This is a genomic window from Nocardia sp. NPDC004573, assembly GCF_053602135.1.
The window spans coordinates 1-22,224 of record NZ_JBSGDA010000036.1 but is presented as its reverse complement, the minus strand read 5'-3'; the positions used below and the strand labels follow the sequence as shown (position 1 = coordinate 22,224).

The window sequence follows — 22,224 nt, the reverse complement described above, 5'->3', positions numbered from 1 at the left end:
GACTCATGAGCGAGCACCCCGCGCAGAGCCAGCACTCAGCCCATTCCGAGCACGCCCGGCACCCCACCCTGCAGCGTCACTGCGACGTCGCCGTGATCGGCGGCTCGGCTGCCGGTCTTGCCGCCGCCCTGCAGCTCTCCCGCCAGCGGCGCAGCGTCGTCGTGGTCGACGACGGCACCCCGCGCAATGCCCCGGCCGCGCACATGCACGGTTACCTGGGGCACGAGGGGGTCGCGCCCGGCGAGTTGATGGCAGTCGGGCGCGAGGAGGTGCGCAGCTACGGCGGAGAGGTGCTCTCCGGCCGGGTCGTGGGCGTGCACCGTCGCGACGACGGCACGTTCCGACTCGACCTCACCGGCGAGCACGCGCTGGTAGCCCGGCGTGTCCTCGCCGCGACCGGCCTCTCCGACGAACTCCCCGCGATCGACGGCCTTGCGGAGCAGTGGGGACGCGGCGTGGTCCACTGCCCGTTCTGCCACGGCTTCGAGGTGCGTGACCAGCGCCTGGTGCAGATCGTGACCCACCCCCTGAGTCTCCACCCCACCACCCTGTTCCGGCATCTGACGGACCGGCTGACCGTCGTGCTGCACGACCCTGCCGGGATCGACGAGGCAGTCGTCGAGGGTCTCGCCTCCTCTGGCGTGGTCATCGAGCGCAGCGCTGCCCGCCGCGTCGTCACCGCGCCGGACGGCGAGGTATGCGGGGTCGAACTCGACGACGGCCGCGTCCTCGAGGCCGACGCCGTGGTGGTCGGATCGCGGTTTCACGCCCGCGCTGGCGTACTGGCCGGGGTCGGGCTCACTACCACCCCGCACCCGACCGGCGCCGGCGATGCCGTCCCGGTCGACCCGCGCGGCGAGACCGCCGTGCCTGGGATCTACGCGGCCGGTAACATCACCGACCCGAGCCTGCAGGTGCTTCCGTCGGCCGCCCAGGGCAGCCAGGTCGGCGCCATGATCGCCTTCAGTCTCGCCGAGGAGGATCTGCGCGCAGTCCGGCGCTCGGGCGAGGAGGCCGACTGGGACCACCGCTACGCGGGCCCCGACCGAGCGTGGAGCGTCAACCCCAACGGCACGCTCGTCCACGAGGTCACCGACCTGCCCCCCGGACGGGCGCTCGACGTCGGCACCGGCGAGGGCGCCGATGCCCTCTGGCTGGCCGAGCGCGGCTGGAAGGTGACCGCCACCGACATCTCCGGCAACGCGCTCGCCCGGCTGCGCGCCGAGGCCGAGCGCCGCGGGCTCGGCGTCGACCTCGTGCGCGGCGACGCCAACGATCCCGCGCCCTTCGGCACCGAGACCTTCGACCTGGTCTCCCTGCAGTACGGCTCGTTCAAGCGCACGCCCGACCAGCGCGGTCTGCGCAGCCTGCTCGACGCCGTCGCCCCCGGCGGCACGCTCCTGGCCGTGCACCACGACCTCGGCCCCCTGCGTGAGCCGGTGGACGTGGCGATCCAGACCCGGATGTACGACCCGGAGGCATACGTCGGCATCGACGAGATCGCCGCCGCACTCACCGCCGACCCCGACACCTGGCACATCGCGATCCACGAGACCCGGCCGCGGCCACCCGGCGCGGCCAGCACCCACCACGTCGACGACGTCGTGCTGCGCGCGACTCGACGAGCCGTCTGATCACCTCCGGTACGGCGCCGCCCTGCTGGCGCCGCACCAGATCGACCGCACGCAGCGAGTCACGGGGGTGCCCGACACCCACATTGTCCGCAAGCCCGGCGGCCTGGTCGTTGACCATGTTCAACCAGGTGCGGCATCACCCGGCGGAAGTCCGTCGATAATGGATCGGCGGCGGTGCGGAACTGGATTTGCCTGCGCGGATCTGAGATCTCGCTCCCCGCGCGGCTCGCAGGTCTTCGAGTCGTGGAGCAGGCTGATGTCGGCTTCTTAGGTCCCTGCCCTGTAGTGCGCCCGCGGAGCTTCCCGGGCGAGGAACAGCATGCCGATATAGGTGGCATAGCCGGAGACGAGCACGGTTGCGCGCGCGTTGCGGTGACAGCCCGAGTTGATGGTGGGCGGCCGTGATCAGCGCCAGCCGCGCCTCGGTGACCCGGTGCACGGCCGCGCGTAGCGTCGGTCCGCGCAGCCCGCAGTCGCCGCGTCGCACGGCGCTCCGGATACACTGGATGCGCGCCGCGGCGGTAGCTTTCCTGTTGGCGGGCGGCGCGCATGCCCGCAGTCCCGGCATGGAACCGCACCTCGTGGCGGTGGGTCTTCGACCTCTGTGCGGCAGTCGTGCGTGTGCCCGAACCCGTTTCCGGCACACCCGCGCGCATGTCGCCCCTCTGCCAGCCAGAGGTAGCGGTGCCGCGAACCCGGATACGCGTCCATCAGCCGACCGGCGACCTCGATACCCAGCGTGCCGCGAGCATCCCGCGGCGCTCACATCGACCTGCCGCCTCACAGAGGACGAACCCTGCACCTGTCCGCACTTGCGTGGACCTTCGGCCGCGGGGAAAGGACGCCACCGCGATGGTCATGAAACGCTCTACTGAATCAGGGGCCATCGATAGCCCGGAACCAAGTGCAGCAGCGATTTTCGAGATCACTCGCAGCGATATCCGGCCCGCTACGAAACAGTCCGCGACGAAAACGCTCGCATTCTCAGTGTCCTGCCCGACGATCACGACCAGGACGCCGGTATCGAGGTGACAGCCGACAGCGCGGAGGCGGTGACCCAGTTCATGATCGCACTGGCCCACGCATCCGGGCATGAACTACGACACCACCGATGACGCAGGGTGATCACCCTGACGAAGTAGCGTTGGCCTCGTCACGACCAGCGTTTCCAGCTTCCACGGCAAAGTCGCGGCACACTATCGGGGTGTTGCGACTGCGAATGCTAGCTCCGAGCGAGATGACCGATGACGTGATCCGAATCCTCGAGCATGACGATGCCGTCAGTGGCCTGGCGGTGATGCGCGGCGCGGCACTGCGCCCCAAGGGTGACATGCTGGTGGCCGAGGTGGCGCGCGAGGCAGCCAATGACGTGATCCAACGCTTGCGTGCGATCGGCCTACATCGGGTGGGCACTATCGAGGTCGAGTCGGTGCAGACCTGGCTGTCTCGCAGCGGATTCGATTGCGAGGTGCGCGCCCCTGGCAGCAGTGCGGACGCGGTGGTATGGGCTGATGTGGCCCAGCGCTCGTATGAGGAAACCGAACTGAATTGGACCTATCTCAGTTTCATGACCTTAGCCACCGTGATCGCCGCGATCGCGATCGTGTTGGATAGTCAGATCCTGGTAATCGGGGCGATGGTCCTGGGGCCGGAATTCGGAGCCATCGCCGCACTCGGAGTCGCGCTGGTACGTCGCCGATTCGCCTTGCTCGGACTCGCTGTCCGCACACTGCTGCTCGGCTTCGCCACCGCGATCGCGATCACCTTCACCCTCGCGTTGCTCGGGAGGGGACTGGGTTGGATCACCCTGGAAGACGTCACCGGCCCGCGCCCTGGAACAGCCTTCATCTACACACCCGACAAGTGGTCGTTCATCGTCGCGGTCGTCGCTGCCGCCGCAGGGGTGCTAGCGCTGACCTCCGCCAAGGCAGGAGGGCTGGCCGGCGTCTTCATCTCTGTCACCACGGTGCCGGCCGCAGGCAATATTGCACTCGGCGCTGCTTTCGGTGTCGGGTCGGCGGTATGGGGCAGCGCACTGCAACTGGTGGTGAACCTGTCCGGAATGGCACTCGCGGGTTGGGTAACTGTGGCAGTGCAGCAGGCGGTGTGGTCGCGAGTATCGGTGCGGCGAGCCAAAGCGATGAGCGCGCCGCGCCGGATGCTGTAGACAGCCATGTGGTCGGCCCCGTAGAGACCGGGAAACAACGGAGCCGCTGCGCATGTAAGCCTACTGTCCTGACCGATGTGAGTACCCAGGCAAAGATCCTCCACGACGAGATTTTCGGCCCGTGGTGTGCATCTATCGAGTTCCGCGATCTCGACGAGGCCATCCATATCGCCAATAACTCGGGGCTGTCGCCGCCGATAGATGGCTCAGCCGAGGAGGCGCTCGAAGAAGTTGACGACAGCGCTGACTACGTTGCCGAACCAACCAAGCACCTTACCGGCCCAATAAAGGAAGTCCTTGACAGTGTTGGTAATGAAGTTGATGATCTTCATCCATGCTTGCGGACCAAGGAGGAAGTCACTCACTTCATTGAATATGTCGAGGATAGCTGTCTGCTCGTCCGGGTGGGCATGGCCGTAATCTTTAAGCTTCTCTTTTGTTACGTTCTGAGTCTTGGTGAAATCTTCGATGTTTTTGTTGGCCCGTTCGTCCATGAGCCTATCGAATTCATCTTGGTCGATTTCCCCGTCTTTCGCCTTAGCCGTCTTGCTTTCCACATAGGCTGAGTCGTCGTCCATGGCCGACAGATTGGGGTCCTGGTTATACTTCCTGATGATATCCTTCACGTCCTGAGAAACTTCCAACTGGTGCGGGTGATCAGCCAGTCCGTCAGGGAGTTGAAACTTCGCTCTCGCCTGCTCGGGGAGGCGATGCCCATTGCGAAGTCCCCTCGCTCGAACCAGGTAATGGGCATGCATGGCGTCCATGTAGGCGTCGAAATCCTCGGTGGTCAGAGTGGACGGGCCACGGCCACCACCAGAAATGTCCGGGCGAGGAGTAGAGGTAGGAGTAGGCATGGCATCTCTTCCTTTCGCGTGCTGTCCGGAGCGGTTGTTCCTACACTGCTTTCCCGCGTGCCAATGCATATTCTTCCGAAATGGGATGTTGGTTTTGTCATCGTGACGGACAGGCCGGATGAATTCGGCATCACCGGGTGAGAATCCAGCTCCATCGGGAATTCTGGTTACTCGCCGCCATCAAGGCGGCCGTGTTCCGGTACATGGCGATCTGGCATTTGCCATCGTTCATCTGGGCCATGGTCTCGTCCTCACTGTGTGAGCACACCCCCACCGAGCGTCGAACCTTCGGTGACGCTGCGCTGATCTCGTAGTCGTCGTCCAAGGCGAATCTCCAAGATCAAGTACACCAGGCCCACGACCAGACCGCAGCCGATTCCCCACAACCCAACAACTCCGCGCAGCCTGCACCGGCTCATGCCGGTCTGGGGTACCCCTCAGACCGGCCGCCGTTCGGAAAACGATCGGTTCCTCGACATCCCTCGGTTTTCATCCGTAAATCTCGGCCGGCATCGGGTCGGCGGTTGTGAGCGGCCGTGCCAGGTCGGCGACACGGAACCCCAGCCGATCAGTCAGGGCGCCGAACTCGATCCGGATGTTGCCGACGGTCTCGACGAACTGATCGTGCCGCCAAGGCGCGGCTTGGCCGAAGCTGGCCCGAACCGGCTTCACCCCCCGGGGGTTGCCAGCCGGGTCCGGGCGACCATGGCGGCCGCGGCGCCCGCGAATTCTATATGCGCTTATCGCCTTGGTCGCGGCGATCGAGGTTGTGGCGGAATAAGCCTTGCCCAGAAGTCGCGGCGCACCGCGTCCCATAAATTCGTCATTTCTGGAAAAAGTTCACGTGCTTGCACGAGATCTGGGTAGGTGTCGGGGCCGAAGGAGACGATCGGCGCTGTGTCGCACGTTTTATGCACCGCGAGAATCGAAATAAAATGGTCCTGCAGCAAGCGCCACGTGACGCCAAGGCCCTCTGCCTCGGTTCGACGGACGTCATTCATCTCCGGCCCCCATTCGGCTGACGGCGGCGCTCCGCGGCGATGTCGAATACTGTCAAAGCCGACCTCCTGCTCGTCAAGATCTGTCGAGCATCACAGATCCGGCACCACTCGGCATGGGTGGAAACACCCACTCGATTACCCATTTGCGCTGTTCGCGGGCGCCTGAAACGTCATGTGCCCCGCAACGACAACCCCGTCCGGCACCGACCTCGTTGGTGAGAAGCCGGGGCAGGGCACCGTGAGTGCCCCCGGCGCGCCCGAACAGCAGGGTTCAGTGCGGACGCGCGATCCATGCGGCGACCTGCGCACGAGAAGAGAAGCCGAGTTTGCAGAGGATGTCCTCGACGTGCCGATCGACCGTTCGAGGCGACACCACGAGGCGCTCGGCGATCCGCCGGTTGCTCAGGCCCTGCGCGAGTAGCTCGGCGACCTGCCGCTCGCGTGCTGTCAGCATGCCCGGTTGCACCGTCGCAGGCTGCGGGGCGCCCGCACTCCGGTCGAGGGCGTAGGCGATCGCCTGGCCGTGATCAAGTCCTTCGCCACCCACCCGTTCCGCATGCACGGTCGCCTCAGGAAGCGCGTCGCTCACAACGCGCTCACACGTCGCGTGCTGTTCGACCATGCCGGGCCCGAACGCTGCGATCGAGGTACCGATTCGCCGCCACATCGTGTGGATCGCTCCTAGTAGTCGGGCCGCATGGCGGTACTCGCCGCGGGCGGCCGCGGTCCAGGCCAGTAGCTCGATCATCAGCGCTGTACCGACATGGTCGTTGAATTCGCGCTGGATCTCGAGGGCAGCGTGAGCCGAAGCCATCGCCTGGTCGTAGTCGTCCCGGACCAGCGGGTCGTAGGCGAGTGCCCAGACCGCGTACGACTTCGTCCACTGCTCGCCGCACCGGTCGGCCAGCTCAATCGCTCGCCGAGCCGTCACGCATGCTCTCGGATCACGCCCGTGCGCATAGACGATCGCGAGTTGGAACAGTGTCATCCGGACCAACTCGTCATCCTCGGAGAAGCTCTCGACCACTCGTTCGAAACCCGTCACGGCAGCGGCGAGATCTCCACGGAAGCCCGCGGCAGTGGCGTGCAGGCTGCTGGCCCAGCCGAGCGCACGGCGGTCTCCGGCTTCTGCGACGAGGGCCGCGCATTCATCGAGCACCGACTCAGCGGCGTCGAGGTCGCCCTGGAGAACCATCACCCATCCCGCTACCCAGAGTGCGGAGATCCGCCCGGCATCCGAGTCCGCGGCAATCCGTAGGGCGCGGTCGATCCAGCGTCGCCCGGAGCCGAGGAATCCATCGGCGCACCAGTGATAGCGCAGTGCCGAGACCAATAGCAGCGCCTCGCGGGAACTCGACGGAGTGCTGGTTGCCCACTCCAACGCCCCTGCGAGATTTCCCCGATCGGCACGCAACAGGGCGAGACCGGTCTCCTGGCCGGGCCCATTCCACTGTCCGGCGATCTGCTCAGCGAACGCGAGATAGTAGTCACGGTGCCGGTCGCGCAGCGTGGAGCCCTCGCCGCGGTCGGTCACCCGCCCATCCATACTCGCGGATCGTCTCCAGCAACCGATAACGCGTCTGATCCTCGGCCGGGACAAGCACGTGCTGGTCCACCCGCCCCGCGAACGCCCCAGACCATGGTCCGCCGGTTCGCACCCACCCGGACCCACCGGTGGTTCGGCCTGCCCGCCGCAGTCGCGGCGCGCGCCCGCGGCATGAGGATGCGCGCGAGTGATCGTGGGATCCACGCTGATCTGCCAGTCGATCACACCGGCCGCATCTGCCACCGCCTGCAGCGAGGTCACGATCGCTGCCCACTCCCCGGCCCGCTGCCACCGCCGGAACAATCCATACACTGCTTGCCAGGACCCGTACTCGCCCGGCACGTCCGCCATGGTGCCCCAACACGGCACCGCCACCAAATCCCGTCGATGAGCTGCCGCTTCGTCCACCTCGGCGGGCGTCCCGCCTTCTTCCAGCAGGGCAGCAACGGCTCCAACCGCGCCCATTGGGCATCAGTCAGGTCCGCGCGCCCGGCGACCGCTACGCTGGCCACGAGGTCTCCGGCTGTTCAGATTTGCTTGGTCGCTAATCCGAAATACCGGAGGCCTCGCCTATTCGCCAAACGGGGGCAACAGTTTCGGTCGAACATGCCGATAGGATGGCACCGTTACACGATGCCACCCCATGACTCACTTCGAGACAGGCCCCTAGCCCTTCTCGAAGCCCAGAGGCTCGGTGATCTTCTCGTTCGATGCCGTCCCCAGGACGGTCATGGTGAACTGTGTCAACAGTCCGCTTTGAGCCCGCGACTGCCACCAATTCTGGGTGCTCGGGTACCGGCGTGGTTGCATGTGGGGGCGCGGCGGACGGGATGGAGGGCGTATGGGATACGACTGCACGTTGCACCTGGTGGACGAGGACGCGATCAGGGAGCAGTTCGTGCCCCGCTTGCTCGGGAGTTCGACCGAGCCGACCGCATTGGATCGAGTGCATCCGAAAGCGGCGGACGTGTGGCGGCAGGTACGCGAGCTGCTGCTCGGGACGGATGGGCACGCGGCGGCGGAGGCCGTGTCGGTGGCAGCGGTCATGTTCAGCGCCTCGATGCTGCCGTACCGCTACGAGCGGGGGCTGGCGCTGAGCCTGGCATTCGAAGCGGGACGGGTGTTTCCGGACGCGGTGTTCGAGCCGAAAGTCGAGTACGCGCCGGACGCGCTGTTCGCCGATGTCGTCGCGGCGCATCCACAGGTACGGGGACGGTTCTCCTCGGGCTGGTTCGGCGGGAACTATACGACGGGGCTCTATGTGCCCGCCGAATATGTCGCCGAGGTGCTGGCCTGGGTGCAGGAGCAGCTCGCGCCGTTGCCCAAGGGTGCCCAGAGGAACTACCGAGGGATCGTGGCGACGCTGCGCGCGGCGGTGGATCGCAAGCTCGGATACTGGGAGGCAACGGATCTCGCGGTGCCCGCGGCGGGTGAGTTCCCCGGCGATCCGGAACTGATGTGGGCGCAGTACCTCGGCAACGACGGCACGACTGCCGCAGCGGTGGAGACGGCACCGGCATCGCCCATCGCGAGTGTGCTCGACGACATTGTTGACGGCTTCCTGATGTCGCACAGCGACGGCAAGTCACCACAGGTGGAACTGTGGGACCTCGAGTCGTGGCCGCCGCGATTAGCGTTGCAGCGCAACGAATTCTGGGTCGCGGCCGCACGGGCCTCCGAGGGCGGATGGCTGGCGTACTCCACCGTCGACACCAAGGCACGCCCGCGCGTGTTCGCGCCGATCCTGGTGGACGGTGACACGGATGCACCGCGGGTACTACCGGCCAAGGGACCGGACGGGGCCGACCTCTACTCCCACGAGTGCTACTTCCTCGGCACGCGCCCCGTGGTGTTGCACGAGGTGAAGAGTCACCTGCTGAGATTCGGCGGCATGCAGCTCGGCGACCCGCTGCCCGGCCCGCTGTGGCTCACGGAATCCGGTGCCTGGGAACAGATTCCGGGCATCACACCGGGCACCGTGGTGAAGAGTTCACTCGGCGACGCCGCCCGCCCGGTCACCGGGGCCGCGCGACTGGCTGACGGTAGCACCGTCCTGATCTGGGACGGCAACGGCTACGAACTCGACCCCGCAGGCACCGGCTGCGTGCGCACCTTCGAGATGGCCGCACAACGCTCCTTCGTCGGCTTCACCTCGGCACCCGCGGGCACCGACGGATTTTTCTACCAGTCCGGCCGCGACCTGCACGAGATCCATCGAGGCGGCACACCAATCCGGCACGCCGAAGCCTGGACCAACGTCATGGACGTCCGCCCGGGACCGGACGACAGCCTCCTCCTCAAATTCGGCAGCAACGACGAAGGAAACGTCGGCGCCCTCTACTTCCCGAACGACCGTACCCACATCCCCCTCCCCCCAGAAATGTTCGGCGACAAATCCAGTTACTCGGCCCTTTACTGGAGCCGATCGTCCAACCGAATAGTCGCCATCGGCGGCGGTTTCGTCGCCGTTGCGGTAGAAACCGTACTGTCACAACCGAGATCGGCGGTACCCGAACTTCCCGACGAGGGGACTGTCGGGTAAACGGCTCTGGTGCATTTCCGGTGGTCGATGCTAGGCGAGCAGGATGTGGTGCCGTAGGAGCGGGAATCCGGCGCGGCCATACATCTGTCGTTTGATCAGTCTGGTTTTCGGAGTGCGGGCGTAACGCTTGACGGTGTTGAGGCCCAGGCCCAGCCGGCGGGCGCAGTCGAGCAGGCCGACGCCTTGATCGAGCAGGTTGTGGACGGCGTGCCAGCGTTCGAGTGTGGTCTTTTCGCGGGTCAGAGTTTGTCGTTTCGGTCCGGCCTTGGCCCAGCATCCGCTGTGGGCGGCGACTGTTCTCTCCTCAGCCTGTTGCCGGACGAAACGGCTCCACGATGACCTGATCGGAGTCGTTGTAGATGATTCGCCCCGGAGCGGTGGAACTCAGCCGGGACCATTCGATGCCGTGGGCATCCAGGCTCGCGAGATATCTGTCCACATGCGCGAGCACACGGGCAGCTGAGGACTTGAACCACGCTTCAGCCCCCGGATGGCGCGCTCGGTCGTAAGGCGACGGATACAGGCGTCCGGGATCGACGAGATTCTGCTCGTACCAGGCGTTTTCACGGCGGCGGAATCGTTCTTGATTCGCAGTTAGGCGCCCCGACCGGGCCAGGCCGTTGACCAGGGCAAAGACCCCCGGGTAACGACCATGCCGGTTCGGCGCTGCCGCCTGAAATCGAACGAAGAGCATCCCCACCTCGCCGGTACCAGGTCCGAAGCGCATCGGAGTCAACCCCTGCAGTCTCTATGTTCGGGCGGGTGTCCCGCGCAGCAACGCGCCAATTCAGCGGTGATGGCGTCGAGGCGCCTGGCATGCTCCGGATCGAAATTCTCGCCCGCAAGTTGTAGCCGGGTGCGGCGCCGGAATGCCGATACCGGGTCGGTGAGCGGTTGATCGAGCAGACGTGCTCACCTGATCCGGTTCGCGCCTCCGTCGTGGCGGTCGGGCCGCCTGTCGGGCTCATGACGATGCGGCGGCCCCGAACCACTTCGGCAGATGGTTCCGCAGATCCTGCTGATCGTCGCCGACCCACGCCACGTGGCCGTCCGGTCGCAGCAGCACCGCCTGCACGTCCAATTCCTCGCTGACGTCGACCACGTGGTCCACCCGATCCGCCCAACCTGCCACCGACAACAAGCCGGACTGGTCGAGCAGCAGCCCGCGGCCGCCGTGCATCAGCTCGTAGAGGCGCCCGCGCTTCAGGCTCACGTCCCGCATCCGCCGCCCGAGCAGGTCATTTCCCTCGCCGAAGTCGTAGCGGACCCCGATCGCGGTGATGATCTCGGTGACGTACCGATTCACCTCTTCGAAGTCCATCAGCGTCGAGAACAGTTCGCGCAGTGCGGTCGCGCCCGGATCGGCCCCCATCAGCGTCATCTGCGCACGGGTGTTCTCCAGCACGCGGGCGCCCACCGGGTGCCGTTCGGCGTGATAGCTGTCCAGCAGTCCCTCCGGCGCCCAGCCGTCGACCTCGGCGGCCAATTTCCAGCCGAGATTGAACGCATCCTGGACGCCGAGGTTGAGTCCCTGGCCGCCGGTCGGCGGGTGGATATGGGCGGCGTCACCGGCCAGCAGGACCCGGCCGACGCGGTAACGCTCGGCCTGCCGGGTGGCGTCGCCGAAGCGGGTCAGCCAGCGCGGCGAGTGCACCCCGAAATCGGTGCCCGCCGTCGCCTTCAGCTGCTGCTTGAATTCCTCGAGGGTCGGAGCGCTCGCACGGTCCGCTGCGACTCCGGCAGCGGGCACGATGACGCGATACAACCCCTCCCCGTCGCCGACACGCACGGCGCCGAACCGCTTCTGCGTCTTGTTGATCTCCGCGACGATGGCGGCGACCACGGCCGGGTCCTCGGTCAACTCCATGACGCCCAGCAGCGTCTCGACCTTGGAGGGCTCGCCGGGGAAACCGACGCCGAGCAGCCTGCGCACCGTGCTGCGACCACCGTCGCAGCCGACGAGGTAGCGCGAGCGCAGACGCGCGCCGTCGGCCAGCTCGACGGTCACGCCGTCCTCGTCCTGGCGCAGCCCGACCACTTCGCAGCCGCGCCGGATCTCGGCGCCGAGTTCACGGGCGCGCTCGTCGAGCAGCCGCTCGGTGACCGGCTGCGGAGTGGCGAGCCCGTACGCGTGAGCCGTGTCCAACCGCTCCGGCCACGGCTTGATGATGCCGCCGAAGAGACCACCGACCTGGAACTTCTCGCTCACCGCGAGGAACCGGTCCAGCAGCCCGCGCTGGTCCATGATCTCGACACTGCGAGCGTGCAAGCCCTGGCCGCGGGACTGCCCGCTCGGTTCGGTTTCCTTCTCCAGCACAAGCGTGTGCACATCGTGCAGCCGCAATTCACTGGCCAGCATCAAGCCGGTCGGCCCGCCACCGGCAACGATCACGTCGACCACTGAAACTCCTTTGCCTCTTCACCGGCAGATTCGCGCGGTTCGGCGGCGTGCACCCGAACTCCGCTTGCCGAGTCCTGTCCCACGGGCGGTCCGACATCCCGCGAGACGCCTCCGTCGCCGAAGCACCCCTACGTTCCGAGAGTCGATTTCCGCAGGTTCTGGCCTCGGCTGGAGATTCTGCAGCACACCCCGGGCCTTGCCGCAAGGCCCCGGGTGCGATATATGGTGAGAGTGGGAGGGAGCGACTTCCTTAGCCCGTCTCAGGTAGTCCACTTCGGACGCATCTCCGCGAAAGCGCATTTTCCTCGCGCACGCCTCCCATTGCCGGGTGTTGCCGGTCGCGACCCGCACCCGACCCGGTGACGCGTCACCTGTCTACCGCGGTCACGGCGAACCGCTACCGCCGCCCATCCCGACCGGCTCGAGAATCCGCAGGTCCAGCCGCGATTTGGTCCACACGGAGGGATCCGATAATCTTGCTGAGCACACCGGTCCGGGTGGCGGAATGGCAGACGCGCTAGCTTGAGGTGCTAGTGCCCTTTATCGGGCGTGGGGGTTCAAGTCCCCCTCCGGACATTCAATGACACGGTTCCGCGGCAAATATGCCGCGGAACCGTGTGTTTTTTGGCCTCAAACCAGGGTCCGGACCCGTTTTCGGGGTCCAGAATGCCGCGTGGTGGTGTCATTGAGCGGCCCGGACACGTTTCCGATGTCGGCTTGGGTAGCGCGAGGGATCCGCCGCTGCCGCGCGTGGGTATGCATCGGTTTCCTACGACAGAACATGTCCGCAACCGATCATGCGCAGCACGATGACCTGCATAAAGGTTGTCAGGGTGGATCTGCCTTGAAGATCGTGACCGTGCTGTGGCAAGCGTCGGACGATGAGCACTTGACAGTGGATGATGGTCACCGCGAGCCGCGAAGTCCTCCTGGTTCGAGTACGGGTGGTCGATCACCCGGTCCAGCGCGGTCGGCGCGGTGCTGTCGGATTACCCGATCATCTACCAGCCGATCACTGGTGCCGTTTCACACGCGCCAGCACATCACCTCGGTTCCAGGAGCACCATGAGTTTCGACGAAGCCCCCCTCACCCCACCCCCGCTCCCCCACTAGCCGCCGGTGCTCAACCCCGGCGCCGGCGATGCGGGCCGTTCACCGGCCGGTCGTCCTCGGTTTCGTGAATACATCGACCAACTGCGTACAAAGGTGCCGCCGACAACGCTGGCGACCTACGAGTCGTCATGGCGGGTGATCAGTCAGGTATGGGGCGACCGGCAACTGAACGAGCTGACCACCGAGGAGATAGAAGCACTGATGGAAGCCCATCAGCTACGTTCCCGCGGGCGCGCCAACTCCCGTGGCGGACATGCGGCGGCAGAGAACCTGCTCTCGGCGATGCGGCGCCTCTACAAGCACGCCGAACGCGACCGGCTCATCGATCCCTCCAGCAACCCCGCTGCGGCAGCGAGACTTCCCGGCCGCCGCGTCGGCAGAAGAGGCGTTCTGACCAGCGAGCAGCTGCGGGACGTTCATCGGATCGCGTCCAGCACCGGTGACGACCCCGAGTTGGGCGAACTGATCGTCATGCTGCACATCCAAACCGCCTGCGATCGGCAAGCGGCCATCGATCTCGCGCTTCACGATCTCGACCACGAAAACTGCCTCGTGCGGCTACGGACTCGGGGCGGTGGGTTTCACTGGCATCCGGTTTCTCCCCGCCTCATGGCCGCATTGGGCAAACATGCCGAACGCCGTGGAGGTGCCAGCAACACCCATCGCGTGTTGCGTAAACGCAATGGGCGCCCGATCTCCCGTAGGCGCTACGACGGGTTGTGGGACCGCGTCCGCGACAACCTACCATGGGCACAGGAATCAGAGGTCACCACCTACTCGATCACCGAGACCGTGCGCGCCCACGTCCGCCAGTTGTTCGGTGAGACAGTCGAGCGGGTCTATGTCGGGCAGCACCACGAAGACACAGCCGTGCTGACCCACCTGCGCGGGGATGTCATCGAAGCACTCATGACGATCACCGGCGAACCCCACCCACTCGCACGGATCAAACGGGCCCATCACACACCCCCTCGGTAGACGAATGCGTCAGACGACGCCGCGAACCAACCTCCCGTGGGATCAAGTCAACTGCGCCGATCCGTGCCCGGCTGGGCACCCACGCGGGCGCGGCGGTGTACGACACCATTGCTCTGGCAAATCGCCGAGCTGGTCGACGCCGCCCCGCACAGCCGCGAGGATCAGCGGCTGCGTTTCGAGGTGTCCTCGATGACCAATTCTCTGTTCAGAGTGGCCGCCGGATTACCGGGAACCAGCGTGGAGCTGGACCGCCAGCAGTACACGATCAAGCGCACCGAGCTGGGCAAGGTACTGGCCCACACGCGCGTTGATCCGGCAGTGCGCCAGCAGATCCGGACCCTCGTCGACGACCGTGCACGCCAGACCGGGGAACTCGGTCGCGGCGCTGCCGCTCGCCGCCAGTAGTGGATGGACAAGACCGCCAACGTTTGTCGCGCACGTGACGACGCGATCGCCCAGCGCCAGGCCGCCGCCGACCGCAGCCCCCGCTCGGGACGCGCCTGCGCCAGCAGGGCCGACCGTGCGGCGCAAGCCGCCTCGCCTAAGTGGTGGGACGCTGCCGGATCCGGCCACCTCGATGGTGGCCTTTGCCCATGTGCTCAATGGGCGACCGATCCGCAGCGCGCGCTCGGAACTCACCGATCTGCTCACCCCCGACACAGAACTCGCCGCCCAGGTCGAGGCGGACCTCGACGAGGCCATAGCGCAGGCGCACGACCGGTACGTCGAGGCCGTGCGCCGAGGCGATCCCGACAGCTATCACCGCCACGGGTTGCAGCGGGTCCTGTGGCAGGTCGCCGACACCGACTCGGCGATCACACTCACCGCCCGCGATCACGCCGAACTCGCTGCGGTGCTGCGGGATCGGATGGTACGCGACGCACTGTTCGCCCTGGCTCTGGGCGAGCACGCCGAACCCGCAGAACGACTGTGGGTGGCGTTGGACCGAGCATTGCCGGGCTCCGGCCGCGCGGATGCGGCGACACTGCTCGCCTACAGCGCCTACGTCCGCAGTGACGGCATCCTCGCGGGTGTCGCCCTGCAGTCCGCTCTGCAAGCCGATCCGACGCACTCGATGGCGATCCTGCTCGAAACCTGCCTGCGCACCGGAGTACGCCCGGAAACCCTCCGACGACTCGCCCACACCGGGAGCGGCATCGCCACCGATCTCGGTGTCGATCTGGGACCGATCCCCCGGTGACCCAGCGCGGCCCATCCACAACACCACCGACCAAGGGTTTTCCTCGACGACCCGCGCGCGGGCGGTTTCGACACCGGAACCCGCCGGAGATCCCCGGGGCTGCCGTAGCCGGTGGCCGTCATCGCGGGGTCCACGGCGACGCGCAGGGCGTGCCCGCGATCGCTGTTCTCATCCAACAACGCTCGAAGGAGTACTCAGCATGGCTGGAGACACAGTCATTACTGTCATCGGGAACCTGACCGCCGACGCCGAGCTGAAATTCACGCCCGTGGGTGTCGCGGTCGCGAACTTCACCGTCGCCTCCACCCCGAGATAGTTGGACCACTCCACCAACCAGTGGAAGGACAGCGAGGCGTTGTTCCTGCGGTGCAGCCTCTGGCGAGAGGCCGCCGAGAATGCCGCGGAGTCGTTGACACGTGGAGCGCGTGTTCTGGTCAGTGGCCGTCTCAAGCAGCGAAGCTACCAGACCCGCGAGGGCGAGAAACGCAGCGTCATCGAACTCGAGGTCGACGAGGTCGGTGCCTCTTTGGGCTATGCCACCGCCAAGATCAATAAGCGAAAAGCCAACCGCACCCACACGAGCAACGATAGCAGTGACCGCTCCGGCGAGCTCGTCGGCGCCGCCACCGGCAACCGCAAGGGCGGCGACGATCCCTGGGCCAGCACCGGTAGCGGATTCGGCGGGGGCGAGGAGCCACCGTTCTAGAAACGCGGCTCTGCGCCCACCCCGCATCAGTGGCGATGCCCGCGCGGGGAGGGTGCGCGCGTGCTGGATACACCCGACACCCCCGGCCGGGTGTATCCACCACCGTCTCACCCACGTCCGCGCACCTGGGGCGGCGACACGCTCACTGACGATCGCATATCCGGTCCCCTATCCAGTGCGCCTGAGCTTTGTCGTGCGCCGATCCAGTGTCGAAAGGTCAACAGCCGCGTGAGCGATACCTAGAATTCGACCTACACCCGCGACCAGGGCGACTGGGAGCCGACCCGCTGGTACACCGTGCTCGGCTCCGATGGGCAGCTGTGGCGCGAGTCCAGCGGCCGCGCCGACGCCGTCGCGGCCATGCGCGCCGGTGATCGACTCATGCGCACCTGGCAGCGCGTGTGCCGCGAGTCGCGGATGCGGGAAGAACGGCCCTGAATCGAACCCACGATCTCGAGACGACAGCGACGGATCCATCCGGGGGCCACGTGAATCCACCACTTTCTCACCCAACCAGGAGAACCCCGATGACCGAGCCAGTCCTCACCGAACCCACCGCGGGCACCGCCTCGGCAGCGGCGGCGTCGGCGTTGATCGCACTCGCCGAGCGTGCGCCCTCGAGGGCACGCGCCGCGATGGCCGCGGCGTTGGCTGAGCTGGCTCTCGAGGACTGGACGTGGTTGGGAGTGCTGTATCGCGGCCACGCCCATTCACCGAGCGCCGCCCTGGCCAGAGTCCTCGCCACCGCTGCGGCCAGGCTCGGCACCGTCGACACCCGCCCTCTCGATCAAAGGTCGGGACCTTTCCCCGGCGTCGAGGTCCCGGTGGAGGTCGAGGTCGGCGACTGGGTGCGCGGCCCGGTCCGTCAGGACTGCTACGACCTGCGGTTGCACGCTGAACCGAGCCCGGCCACCGACGCGATGCGCACCACCGACGAGGCGATCGCGCACCGCGCCCGCCACCGGCCAGCCCGCCACCCCGGTATCGAGACCGTCGCCGCTGCGGTGACCGGCACCGGGACCGGCGACCGGTTGGTGGCCTGAGGGGCGAGGGCCAATGCAATGAGCGCAGACGACCCGCGCGAGACAGCCACGATCCGGTTCCTTCGCCACCTGCTCGACCGCCTCGAGGCTCTCGACGGCGAGGCCGCGCCGTGGGAGGGCACCGCGCGTCTGCGCGCGGTCATCACCAGGCGTCTGACCGTACTCACTGACATTGATACCGGCGCGCCCGAGCACGGCATCGCTATCGCGCACGGGCGGGCCTGCTCGATGGCCGTCGAACTACATCGGCTGCGGCGATCCGGGACCGGGGCCACGATCGCCCTCGTCGGCGGCCATCACCACCAGGGGCACATCGGCGCGGTCGGTCGCCGTCACGCCGTCCTACATCACCACGGCAACGACCGCGGGTGGGCACAGGTGTTGGTGCCGCTGCGGTTCATCGAATTCGTGCACCCGCACCACCCCGCCCGCGGCGGTGACCGAGCCCGGCTCCTGAGCCCATCCCCGTCCGGCTCGCCTGCGATCGGAAGGGCTTCGCGGTGCTGGCGGTCGGGGCGCGGTGGCCGCCGCTTGCCGGAAGTGAAGACGGTGCCCTCGCATCCACGGGCTGGCCGCCCGACCCTGCCTGGCTTCCGGACTTCGCCGAGACATTGAATGCAACACGGGCGCCGCGCCTAGATCGTAGGCAGGTCGATACCTACCCGGTCGTCGCGGCGGGCTGACGGTCACCGCGTGCTGGTCGTCGGCGTGCCGGAACCCTTTCCGCGACAGGAAAACACGGTTTACCGCCGAATACCCGCTTTCCCGGCGCAGCGACCGCGTTGCCGGGAAAGCGGGTATTCGGTTCAGCGGCCGGTGGGCTCCGGAATTTCTGTATTTCTGTGGCCAGGGAGTCTCGAGGGGTCAGGCCGGCTGCGCGACGGCGTCGGGCCGCATGGCCTTGCGGGCGAGGTCCTCGAGCGCCTCGTCGTATTGGGCTTTGAGACGGGCCACCAAGTCCGCGACGGTGAGGTTTTCCTTGATCGCGCCGATTCCCTGCCCGGCGCCCCAGATGTCTTTCCAAGCTTTGGCGCTCGTATTGCCGCCGGAGCCGAAGTTCATGACGGAGGGGTCGGAGTGGGGGAGGTTGTCCGGGTCGAGACCGGCGGCGATGATGCTACCGCGCAGGTAGTTGCCGTGGACGCCGGTGAACAGGTTGCTGTAGACGATGTCCTTGGCGCTGGAGTCGACGATCATCTGCTTGTAGTCCGCAGCCGCCGTGGCTTCGACGGTCGAGAGGAATGCCGAACCGGCATAGGCGAGGTCGGCGCCCGCAGCTTGGGCGGCGAGGATGGAACGCCCGTGGGCGATGGCGCCGGACAACAGCACGGGCCCATCGAACCACTCGCGGATCTCCTGAACGAGCGCGAACGGCGACTGAGTGCCGGCGTGGCCGCCGGCGCCGGCGGCCACGGCGATGATGCCGTCGGCGCCCTTTTCGATTGCCTTTCGAGCGAACTCGTTGCTGATCACGTCGTGCAGCACGATCCCGCCGTAGGAGTGGACGGCGTCGTTGATCTCCGGGCGCGCACCCAAGGAGGTGATCACGATGGGCACTCGGTGCTGCACGATCACGTCCATGTCGTGTTCGAGACGGTCGTTGCTCCGGTGGACGATCTGGTTGACGGCGAACGGCGCGACGGTTGCGTCGGGGTTCGCCGCCGCGTACGAGGCGTTCTCCTCGGCGATGCGATCGAGCCAGTCCGCCAGCAGTGCGGCCGGGCGGGCATTGAGCGCCGGAAAGGATCCGATGACCCCGGCCTGACACTGGGCGATCACCAGCTCGGGTCCGGAGGAGATGAACATCGGTGAGGCCACTACGGGCAGTGTCAGGCGACCGGACAGGGCGGCGGGTAAGGCCATGATGGGAGTCCTTCGAAAAGTTCGGAAGGGTGGTCTCGCGGCGGTTGAGGCCGCATAGCGCTGCGCTACGACGAAGCTATCGACGCCACCGCCGTTAATGCAATGAGTTGCATAAACATGTGTTGCCGATCACGCTTTACCGTCATGGGCTCCGGCTGTCGTCCGGTTCCGCTGCGCGGAGGCGCCCAGCCCCTGCCGCAGCCTCCGGCCGCAGGTACACGCACGATCAACTCGTCCGGCGCTCTCTACAATGGGCCCGTGGCACTGCAGTTCGCGATCCTCACCGCGTTGACCGAACGGGCCTCGACCGGCATCGAGCTCGCTCGGCGCTTCGACCGTGCGTTCGGATACTTCTGGTCGGCCACCCACCAGCAGATCTATCGCGAATTGGATCGGCTCAACGGTGGCGGCTTGGTCGCCGAGGTCGCGCAGCCGCAGGCGCCGGGGCGTGGTCAGCCGAAGCGCTTCTCGATCACGCCTGCGGGCACCACCGCGCTTCGCCGTTGGGTGGGCGAGGTCGACGAGCCGCCGCAGCAGCGAGAGACACTGTTGATCAGGTTGCGGGCCGCAGCCGCCACCGGGGACTTCGAGGGCGTCCGCGAGGTGGTCGCGCACCACCTCGCGGTGCACGAAAGGACGTTGGCGACCTACCGGGAGATCGAGGCGCGTGATTTCTCGGTTGTCGGCGACGATGCCGGGGCGATGCGGCATCTCGTCCTGAAGGCCGGTCTCGGGACAGAACGGGCCTGGGCCGACTGGTGTCGGGAAGTCATCGAAACCCTCGATGCGATGCAGGCGCCGAGTAAATCGCGATCGAACTGAGTCCAAGTCGATAATCCTCGTCATCTCGCGGGCGATCACGGTATGGGGGAACCGCTGCCGATCACCGGTTGCCTGCCGGTCTGCCCGAATCGGGGTCGCGGCGGTCGGCTACCTCGGCTCTTGCCTTGCGAGGCGCTGTACGACGTCGGGGCGTTCGCGCAGCTGTCCGGGGTAGCCGGGGCCCATGCGCAGGCGGGATTCCTCCATCGGCACGGGCTGGTCGCAGTGCTCGCAGACCACCTTGACCTGTGTGGCATGGCCGCACACGGTGTGATGCACGATCACCGGGGGCTCTATTCGTCGGCGAGCCAGCGATCGCCCCGTTTCGAAATCGCCCGTAACACAATCCAAAAGGCGACGCCCTTTTCGGCCTACATCACAGGTACGGTCCTCGATGTCGACGGCAGCCCCCAACTCGGTGATGACAGTCGCAACCATCGACTCGGCTTGGCCTGACCCCCGGACGGCTCTCGCATGCAGCGCAGTCGCCCGAGTGTTCACCAACCCCGCCTCGAAGCCGCGATGCTCGGCGTGCCCCACTCGACCCATGGGAAGAAGTGGCCGCAACCGTGTAAAAATGATGCTCTTCACCGCCCTCAACGGTGAAATAGTCAGCTTGTTCTGCGAGCGAATCCAGATGAAAGCCGACGGCTGCCGTACCGGAAACATGCAGGATTTCGGTCCCGACTACGGACTCACCGCCGCACTGCTCGGACTGACGAAATAGACCCGTCGCGACCTCAGCCCTTCCGCGTTCGGACATCGATCGGAAGAGTGCTCGATAGTCCACAGCGCGTGCCGACCGGTATCGCTTCGCGACTGCGCGTTCGGGTTGCCAACATCCAGTCGGGTACAAAAGCTCAGTTCGGCGAGCCCCAAGACACTGCCACCTTCCGCAATGACTGGCTGCGACACACCACCCTCACCTGGGTCTGCCGAGCGCGGGCCGTTGGTGACGGTGGCCGTCAGCTCGGGGCCCCGCTGTACCGGCACGCCGATGACGACGACTTCGCGGCTTTGTCGATGATCCGCACCGCCAAGCCCCGGCGAGTCAGATCGATCGCCAACGCGGTGCCGGTCGGCCCGCCGCCGACGACGAGAACGTCGATCAGTTCGGTCTTCGATTCGGTCTTCATCGTGACGACCGGCGGGCGTGGGCTGCAGGCCCGCGGGACCGGCCAAGGTGAAGGTGGCGATGCGGTGGGTGTGGCGTTGAGCGAAAGCCATACCCACCAACGCACCCATCGAAGCTCCGACGAGGTGGAAAGGTTCGGCCAGATCCAGCCGTTGGGTCAAGTCGGCGATTTGCCGCACGAACAGGGCCTAATCGTAGGCGGCGTCCACGCGATCGGAATAGCCGCGTCCGTACGGACTGTAGGCAACGGTGCGGAATCCGCGCGAATGCAGCTCACCGGCGAGTTGATCCCAGTAGAACAGTGGGGTGGTCAGGCTACCCGCGAACACGACGACCTCTCCGCCGTCGGGCCCGGCCATCTCGTGCCCCGTCAAGCAATCTTCGGTAGGTAATCAGGGTGGCGGATCTTGGAGTTGACGGCGAAGTCGCGTTTGGGTCGGGCGTGCTGGTTGTACCAGCGGATGTAGGCGCCGATCGCGGCGTCCTGTTCGTCATGGCTGCGGTGATCGGTCCCGTTCAAGGCGAAGTACCGTAGAGCGGCGAATTCGGACTCGATCCAGTTCAACCACGATGAATAGGTTGGTAGGAAGACCAGTTCCACGTCGTTGGCCGCAGCCCATACGCGGACCTCGGCCCGTTTGTGCGGGGAGAAGTTGTCGACGATGACGTAGAGCTTCTGCCCGCGCCAGCGCGCCCGCAGTGACTTCAGCAGCGACAGGAACTCCTGCCACCGTTTACGGTCCCGGATCCGGTAGTGGAGCTTGCCGGTCGCCAGATCCAGAGCGCCGAGTAGGTGCCGCACGCCCTGGGTGCGCCGGTAGGTCGCTCGCAGCCGTTTCGGGGTTCGTCGCGGGAACCAGCCACGACCAGCTCGGGGTTGCAGATTCAGCGGCCCGAACTCGTCCACGCAGACCACCCGTCCATCAGTGGGTGGATGGTCGTAGAGGTCCAGGACGCGGTTCATCTTCGCGGTGAACTCGGTATCGGTCCCGGCTTTCCAGGTCTTGACCGTCTGCCACGACACCCCCTCGGCGTTGAGGATCTTGCGCAGAGTTTCGCGGCTGATCTCAGCGATGCCGTTGCCGATCAGTACTTCGCGCAGTTTCGACAGGCTCCACACCGAGAACGGCCAGCCCAGGTCACGCGGGCAGCACCGGGCGATGCAGGCGATGCGTTCACGCGTCGCCCGATCGACCTTCCTCGGCCTGCCCGCGC

General features: G+C 66.4%; 20 protein-coding genes, 1 tRNA gene and 4 pseudogenes. 14 read left to right on the top strand and 11 right to left on the bottom strand.

The window, feature by feature from the left end; genetic code table 11:
• Nucleotides 1-5: 5 nt before the first annotated feature.
• The 3 genes and pseudogenes from ACWEKR_RS33350 to ACWEKR_RS33340 form a co-directional block, all read left to right on the top strand.
• A complete protein-coding gene (locus tag ACWEKR_RS33350) occupies nt 6-1,634 on the top strand; it encodes an FAD-dependent oxidoreductase (protein WP_452357889.1) in 1,629 nt (542 codons plus the stop codon).
• 1,111 nt (nt 1,635-2,745) lie between these two features.
• The gene (locus ACWEKR_RS33345) at nt 2,746-3,801 is read left to right on the top strand and encodes a DUF389 domain-containing protein (RefSeq protein WP_452357888.1); all 1,056 of its coding nucleotides are present in this window, start codon (nt 2,746-2,748) and stop codon (nt 3,799-3,801) included.
• Nucleotides 3,741-3,971, top strand: a pseudogene (locus ACWEKR_RS33340) (aldehyde dehydrogenase family protein); the annotation flags it as partial. The gene ACWEKR_RS33345 and the pseudogene ACWEKR_RS33340, both read left to right, overlap by 61 nt.
• Nucleotides 3,972-4,007: 36 nt before the next feature.
• Here ACWEKR_RS33340 and ACWEKR_RS33335 read toward each other — a convergent pair.
• Complete coding sequence (locus ACWEKR_RS33335) at nt 4,008-4,658, bottom strand: hypothetical protein (RefSeq protein ID WP_452357918.1); 651 nt, start codon at nt 4,656-4,658, stop codon at nt 4,008-4,010.
• Nucleotides 4,659-4,795: 137 nt separating this feature from the next.
• Here ACWEKR_RS33335 and ACWEKR_RS33330 point away from each other — a divergent pair, with 137 nt between their 5' ends.
• The gene (locus ACWEKR_RS33330; protein ID WP_452357887.1) at nt 4,796-4,972 is read left to right on the top strand and encodes a hypothetical protein; all 177 of its coding nucleotides are present in this window, start codon (nt 4,796-4,798) and stop codon (nt 4,970-4,972) included.
• A 175-nt stretch (nt 4,973-5,147) separates the two neighbouring features.
• Here the strand turns inward: ACWEKR_RS33330 and ACWEKR_RS33325 are convergent, their stop codons facing one another.
• From ACWEKR_RS33325 to ACWEKR_RS33315, 3 genes are all read right to left on the bottom strand, one after another.
• Entirely contained in the window at nt 5,148-5,474 is a 327-nt protein-coding gene (locus ACWEKR_RS33325; protein ID WP_452357886.1) for a hypothetical protein, read from the bottom strand.
• Nucleotides 5,475-5,930: 456 nt separating this feature from the next.
• Nucleotides 5,931-7,193, bottom strand: coding sequence for a LuxR C-terminal-related transcriptional regulator (locus tag ACWEKR_RS33320; protein ID WP_452357885.1), 1,263 nt, complete (start codon nt 7,191-7,193; stop codon nt 5,931-5,933).
• A 269-nt stretch (nt 7,194-7,462) separates the two neighbouring features.
• A complete protein-coding gene (locus ACWEKR_RS33315) occupies nt 7,463-7,717 on the bottom strand; it encodes a transposase (RefSeq protein WP_452357884.1) in 255 nt (84 codons plus the stop codon).
• A gap of 329 nt (nt 7,718-8,046) precedes the next feature.
• Between ACWEKR_RS33315 and ACWEKR_RS33310 the strand changes: the two genes are divergently transcribed.
• Nucleotides 8,047-9,747, top strand: coding sequence for a hypothetical protein (locus tag ACWEKR_RS33310; RefSeq protein WP_452357883.1), 1,701 nt, complete (start codon nt 8,047-8,049; stop codon nt 9,745-9,747).
• Between the two features lie 304 nt (nt 9,748-10,051).
• Here the strand turns inward: ACWEKR_RS33310 and ACWEKR_RS33305 are convergent, their stop codons facing one another.
• Together ACWEKR_RS33305 and rox are read right to left on the bottom strand one after the other, a co-directional pair.
• Entirely contained in the window at nt 10,052-10,474 is a 423-nt protein-coding gene (locus ACWEKR_RS33305) for a hypothetical protein (protein WP_452357882.1), read from the bottom strand.
• Between the two features lie 237 nt (nt 10,475-10,711).
• Complete coding sequence (rox, locus tag ACWEKR_RS33300; protein ID WP_452357881.1) at nt 10,712-12,148, bottom strand: rifampin monooxygenase; 1,437 nt, start codon at nt 12,146-12,148, stop codon at nt 10,712-10,714.
• A 491-nt stretch (nt 12,149-12,639) separates the two neighbouring features.
• Here rox and ACWEKR_RS33295 point away from each other — a divergent pair.
• The 7 genes and pseudogenes from ACWEKR_RS33295 to ACWEKR_RS33265 all read left to right on the top strand — a co-directional run bounded on the left by ACWEKR_RS33295 (nt 12,640) and on the right by ACWEKR_RS33265 (nt 17,804).
• A tRNA-Leu gene (locus ACWEKR_RS33295) sits at nt 12,640-12,724 on the top strand.
• Nucleotides 12,725-13,354: 630 nt separating this feature from the next.
• On the top strand, nt 13,355-14,239 hold the full coding sequence (locus tag ACWEKR_RS33290) for a site-specific integrase (RefSeq protein WP_452357880.1): 885 nt from the start codon (nt 13,355-13,357) through the stop codon (nt 14,237-14,239).
• A gap of 108 nt (nt 14,240-14,347) precedes the next feature.
• On the top strand, nt 14,348-14,644 hold the full coding sequence (locus tag ACWEKR_RS33285) for a hypothetical protein (RefSeq protein ID WP_452357879.1): 297 nt from the start codon (nt 14,348-14,350) through the stop codon (nt 14,642-14,644).
• Nucleotides 14,592-15,440 (top strand): DUF4192 domain-containing protein, encoded by an 849-nt coding sequence (locus ACWEKR_RS33280; RefSeq protein WP_452357878.1) that lies wholly within the window; start codon nt 14,592-14,594, stop codon nt 15,438-15,440. Before ACWEKR_RS33285 ends, ACWEKR_RS33280 begins: the two co-directional genes overlap by 53 nt.
• Before the next feature lie 199 nt (nt 15,441-15,639).
• Nucleotides 15,640-16,146 (top strand): annotated as a pseudogene (locus ACWEKR_RS33275) (single-stranded DNA-binding protein).
• A 527-nt stretch (nt 16,147-16,673) separates the two neighbouring features.
• The gene (locus ACWEKR_RS33270) at nt 16,674-17,189 is read left to right on the top strand and encodes a hypothetical protein (protein ID WP_452357877.1); all 516 of its coding nucleotides are present in this window, start codon (nt 16,674-16,676) and stop codon (nt 17,187-17,189) included.
• Nucleotides 17,190-17,207: 18 nt separating this feature from the next.
• On the top strand, nt 17,208-17,804 hold the full coding sequence (locus tag ACWEKR_RS33265) for a hypothetical protein (protein WP_280247729.1): 597 nt from the start codon (nt 17,208-17,210) through the stop codon (nt 17,802-17,804).
• A 249-nt stretch (nt 17,805-18,053) separates the two neighbouring features.
• On the opposite strand, the gene ACWEKR_RS33260 is transcribed toward ACWEKR_RS33265, so the two are convergent.
• On the bottom strand, nt 18,054-19,052 hold the full coding sequence (locus ACWEKR_RS33260; protein WP_452357876.1) for an NAD(P)H-dependent flavin oxidoreductase: 999 nt from the start codon (nt 19,050-19,052) through the stop codon (nt 18,054-18,056).
• Between the two features lie 258 nt (nt 19,053-19,310).
• Here ACWEKR_RS33260 and ACWEKR_RS33255 point away from each other — a divergent pair, with 258 nt between their 5' ends.
• Nucleotides 19,311-19,874, top strand: coding sequence for a PadR family transcriptional regulator (locus ACWEKR_RS33255; protein ID WP_452357875.1), 564 nt, complete (start codon nt 19,311-19,313; stop codon nt 19,872-19,874).
• Between the two features lie 592 nt (nt 19,875-20,466).
• A pseudogene (locus ACWEKR_RS33250) lies at nt 20,467-20,601 on the top strand (mammalian cell entry protein); the annotation flags it as partial.
• Nucleotides 20,602-20,839: 238 nt separating this feature from the next.
• Here ACWEKR_RS33250 and ACWEKR_RS33245 read toward each other — a convergent pair.
• The 4 genes and pseudogenes from ACWEKR_RS33245 to ACWEKR_RS33230 form a co-directional block, all read right to left on the bottom strand.
• The gene (locus ACWEKR_RS33245) at nt 20,840-21,010 is read right to left on the bottom strand and encodes an FAD-dependent oxidoreductase (RefSeq protein WP_452357874.1); all 171 of its coding nucleotides are present in this window, start codon (nt 21,008-21,010) and stop codon (nt 20,840-20,842) included.
• Nucleotides 21,011-21,047: 37 nt separating this feature from the next.
• A pseudogene (locus ACWEKR_RS33240) lies at nt 21,048-21,188 on the bottom strand (alpha/beta fold hydrolase); the annotation flags it as partial.
• A 9-nt stretch (nt 21,189-21,197) separates the two neighbouring features.
• Nucleotides 21,198-21,383: an alpha/beta fold hydrolase gene (locus ACWEKR_RS33235; RefSeq protein ID WP_452357873.1), complete on the bottom strand. Its 186-nt coding sequence runs from the start codon at nt 21,381-21,383 to the stop codon at nt 21,198-21,200.
• On the bottom strand, nt 21,380-22,224 hold an 845-nt coding region (locus tag ACWEKR_RS33230; protein ID WP_452357872.1), incomplete at its 5' end, for an IS630 family transposase. The genes ACWEKR_RS33230 and ACWEKR_RS33235, both read right to left, overlap by 4 nt.

Coding starts and splice junctions, on each gene's coding strand:
- ACWEKR_RS33260 (WP_452357876.1), bottom strand. CDS start 19,052: ATGGCCTTACCCGCCGCCCTGTCCGGTCGCCTGACACTGCCCGTAGTG.
- ACWEKR_RS33310 (WP_452357883.1), top strand. CDS start 8,047: ATGGGATACGACTGCACGTTGCACCTGGTGGACGAGGACGCGATCAGG.
- ACWEKR_RS33325 (WP_452357886.1), bottom strand. CDS start 5,474: ATGGGACGCGGTGCGCCGCGACTTCTGGGCAAGGCTTATTCCGCCACA.
- ACWEKR_RS33335 (WP_452357918.1), bottom strand. CDS start 4,658: ATGCCTACTCCTACCTCTACTCCTCGCCCGGACATTTCTGGTGGTGGC.
- ACWEKR_RS33350 (WP_452357889.1), top strand. CDS start 6: ATGAGCGAGCACCCCGCGCAGAGCCAGCACTCAGCCCATTCCGAGCAC.
- ACWEKR_RS33265 (WP_280247729.1), top strand. CDS start 17,208: ATGAGCGCAGACGACCCGCGCGAGACAGCCACGATCCGGTTCCTTCGC.
- ACWEKR_RS33270 (WP_452357877.1), top strand. CDS start 16,674: ATGACCGAGCCAGTCCTCACCGAACCCACCGCGGGCACCGCCTCGGCA.
- ACWEKR_RS33305 (WP_452357882.1), bottom strand. CDS start 10,474: ATGCGCTTCGGACCTGGTACCGGCGAGGTGGGGATGCTCTTCGTTCGA.
- ACWEKR_RS33345 (WP_452357888.1), top strand. CDS start 2,746: ATGACGCAGGGTGATCACCCTGACGAAGTAGCGTTGGCCTCGTCACGA.
- ACWEKR_RS33245 (WP_452357874.1), bottom strand. CDS start 21,010: ATGAAGACCGAATCGAAGACCGAACTGATCGACGTTCTCGTCGTCGGC.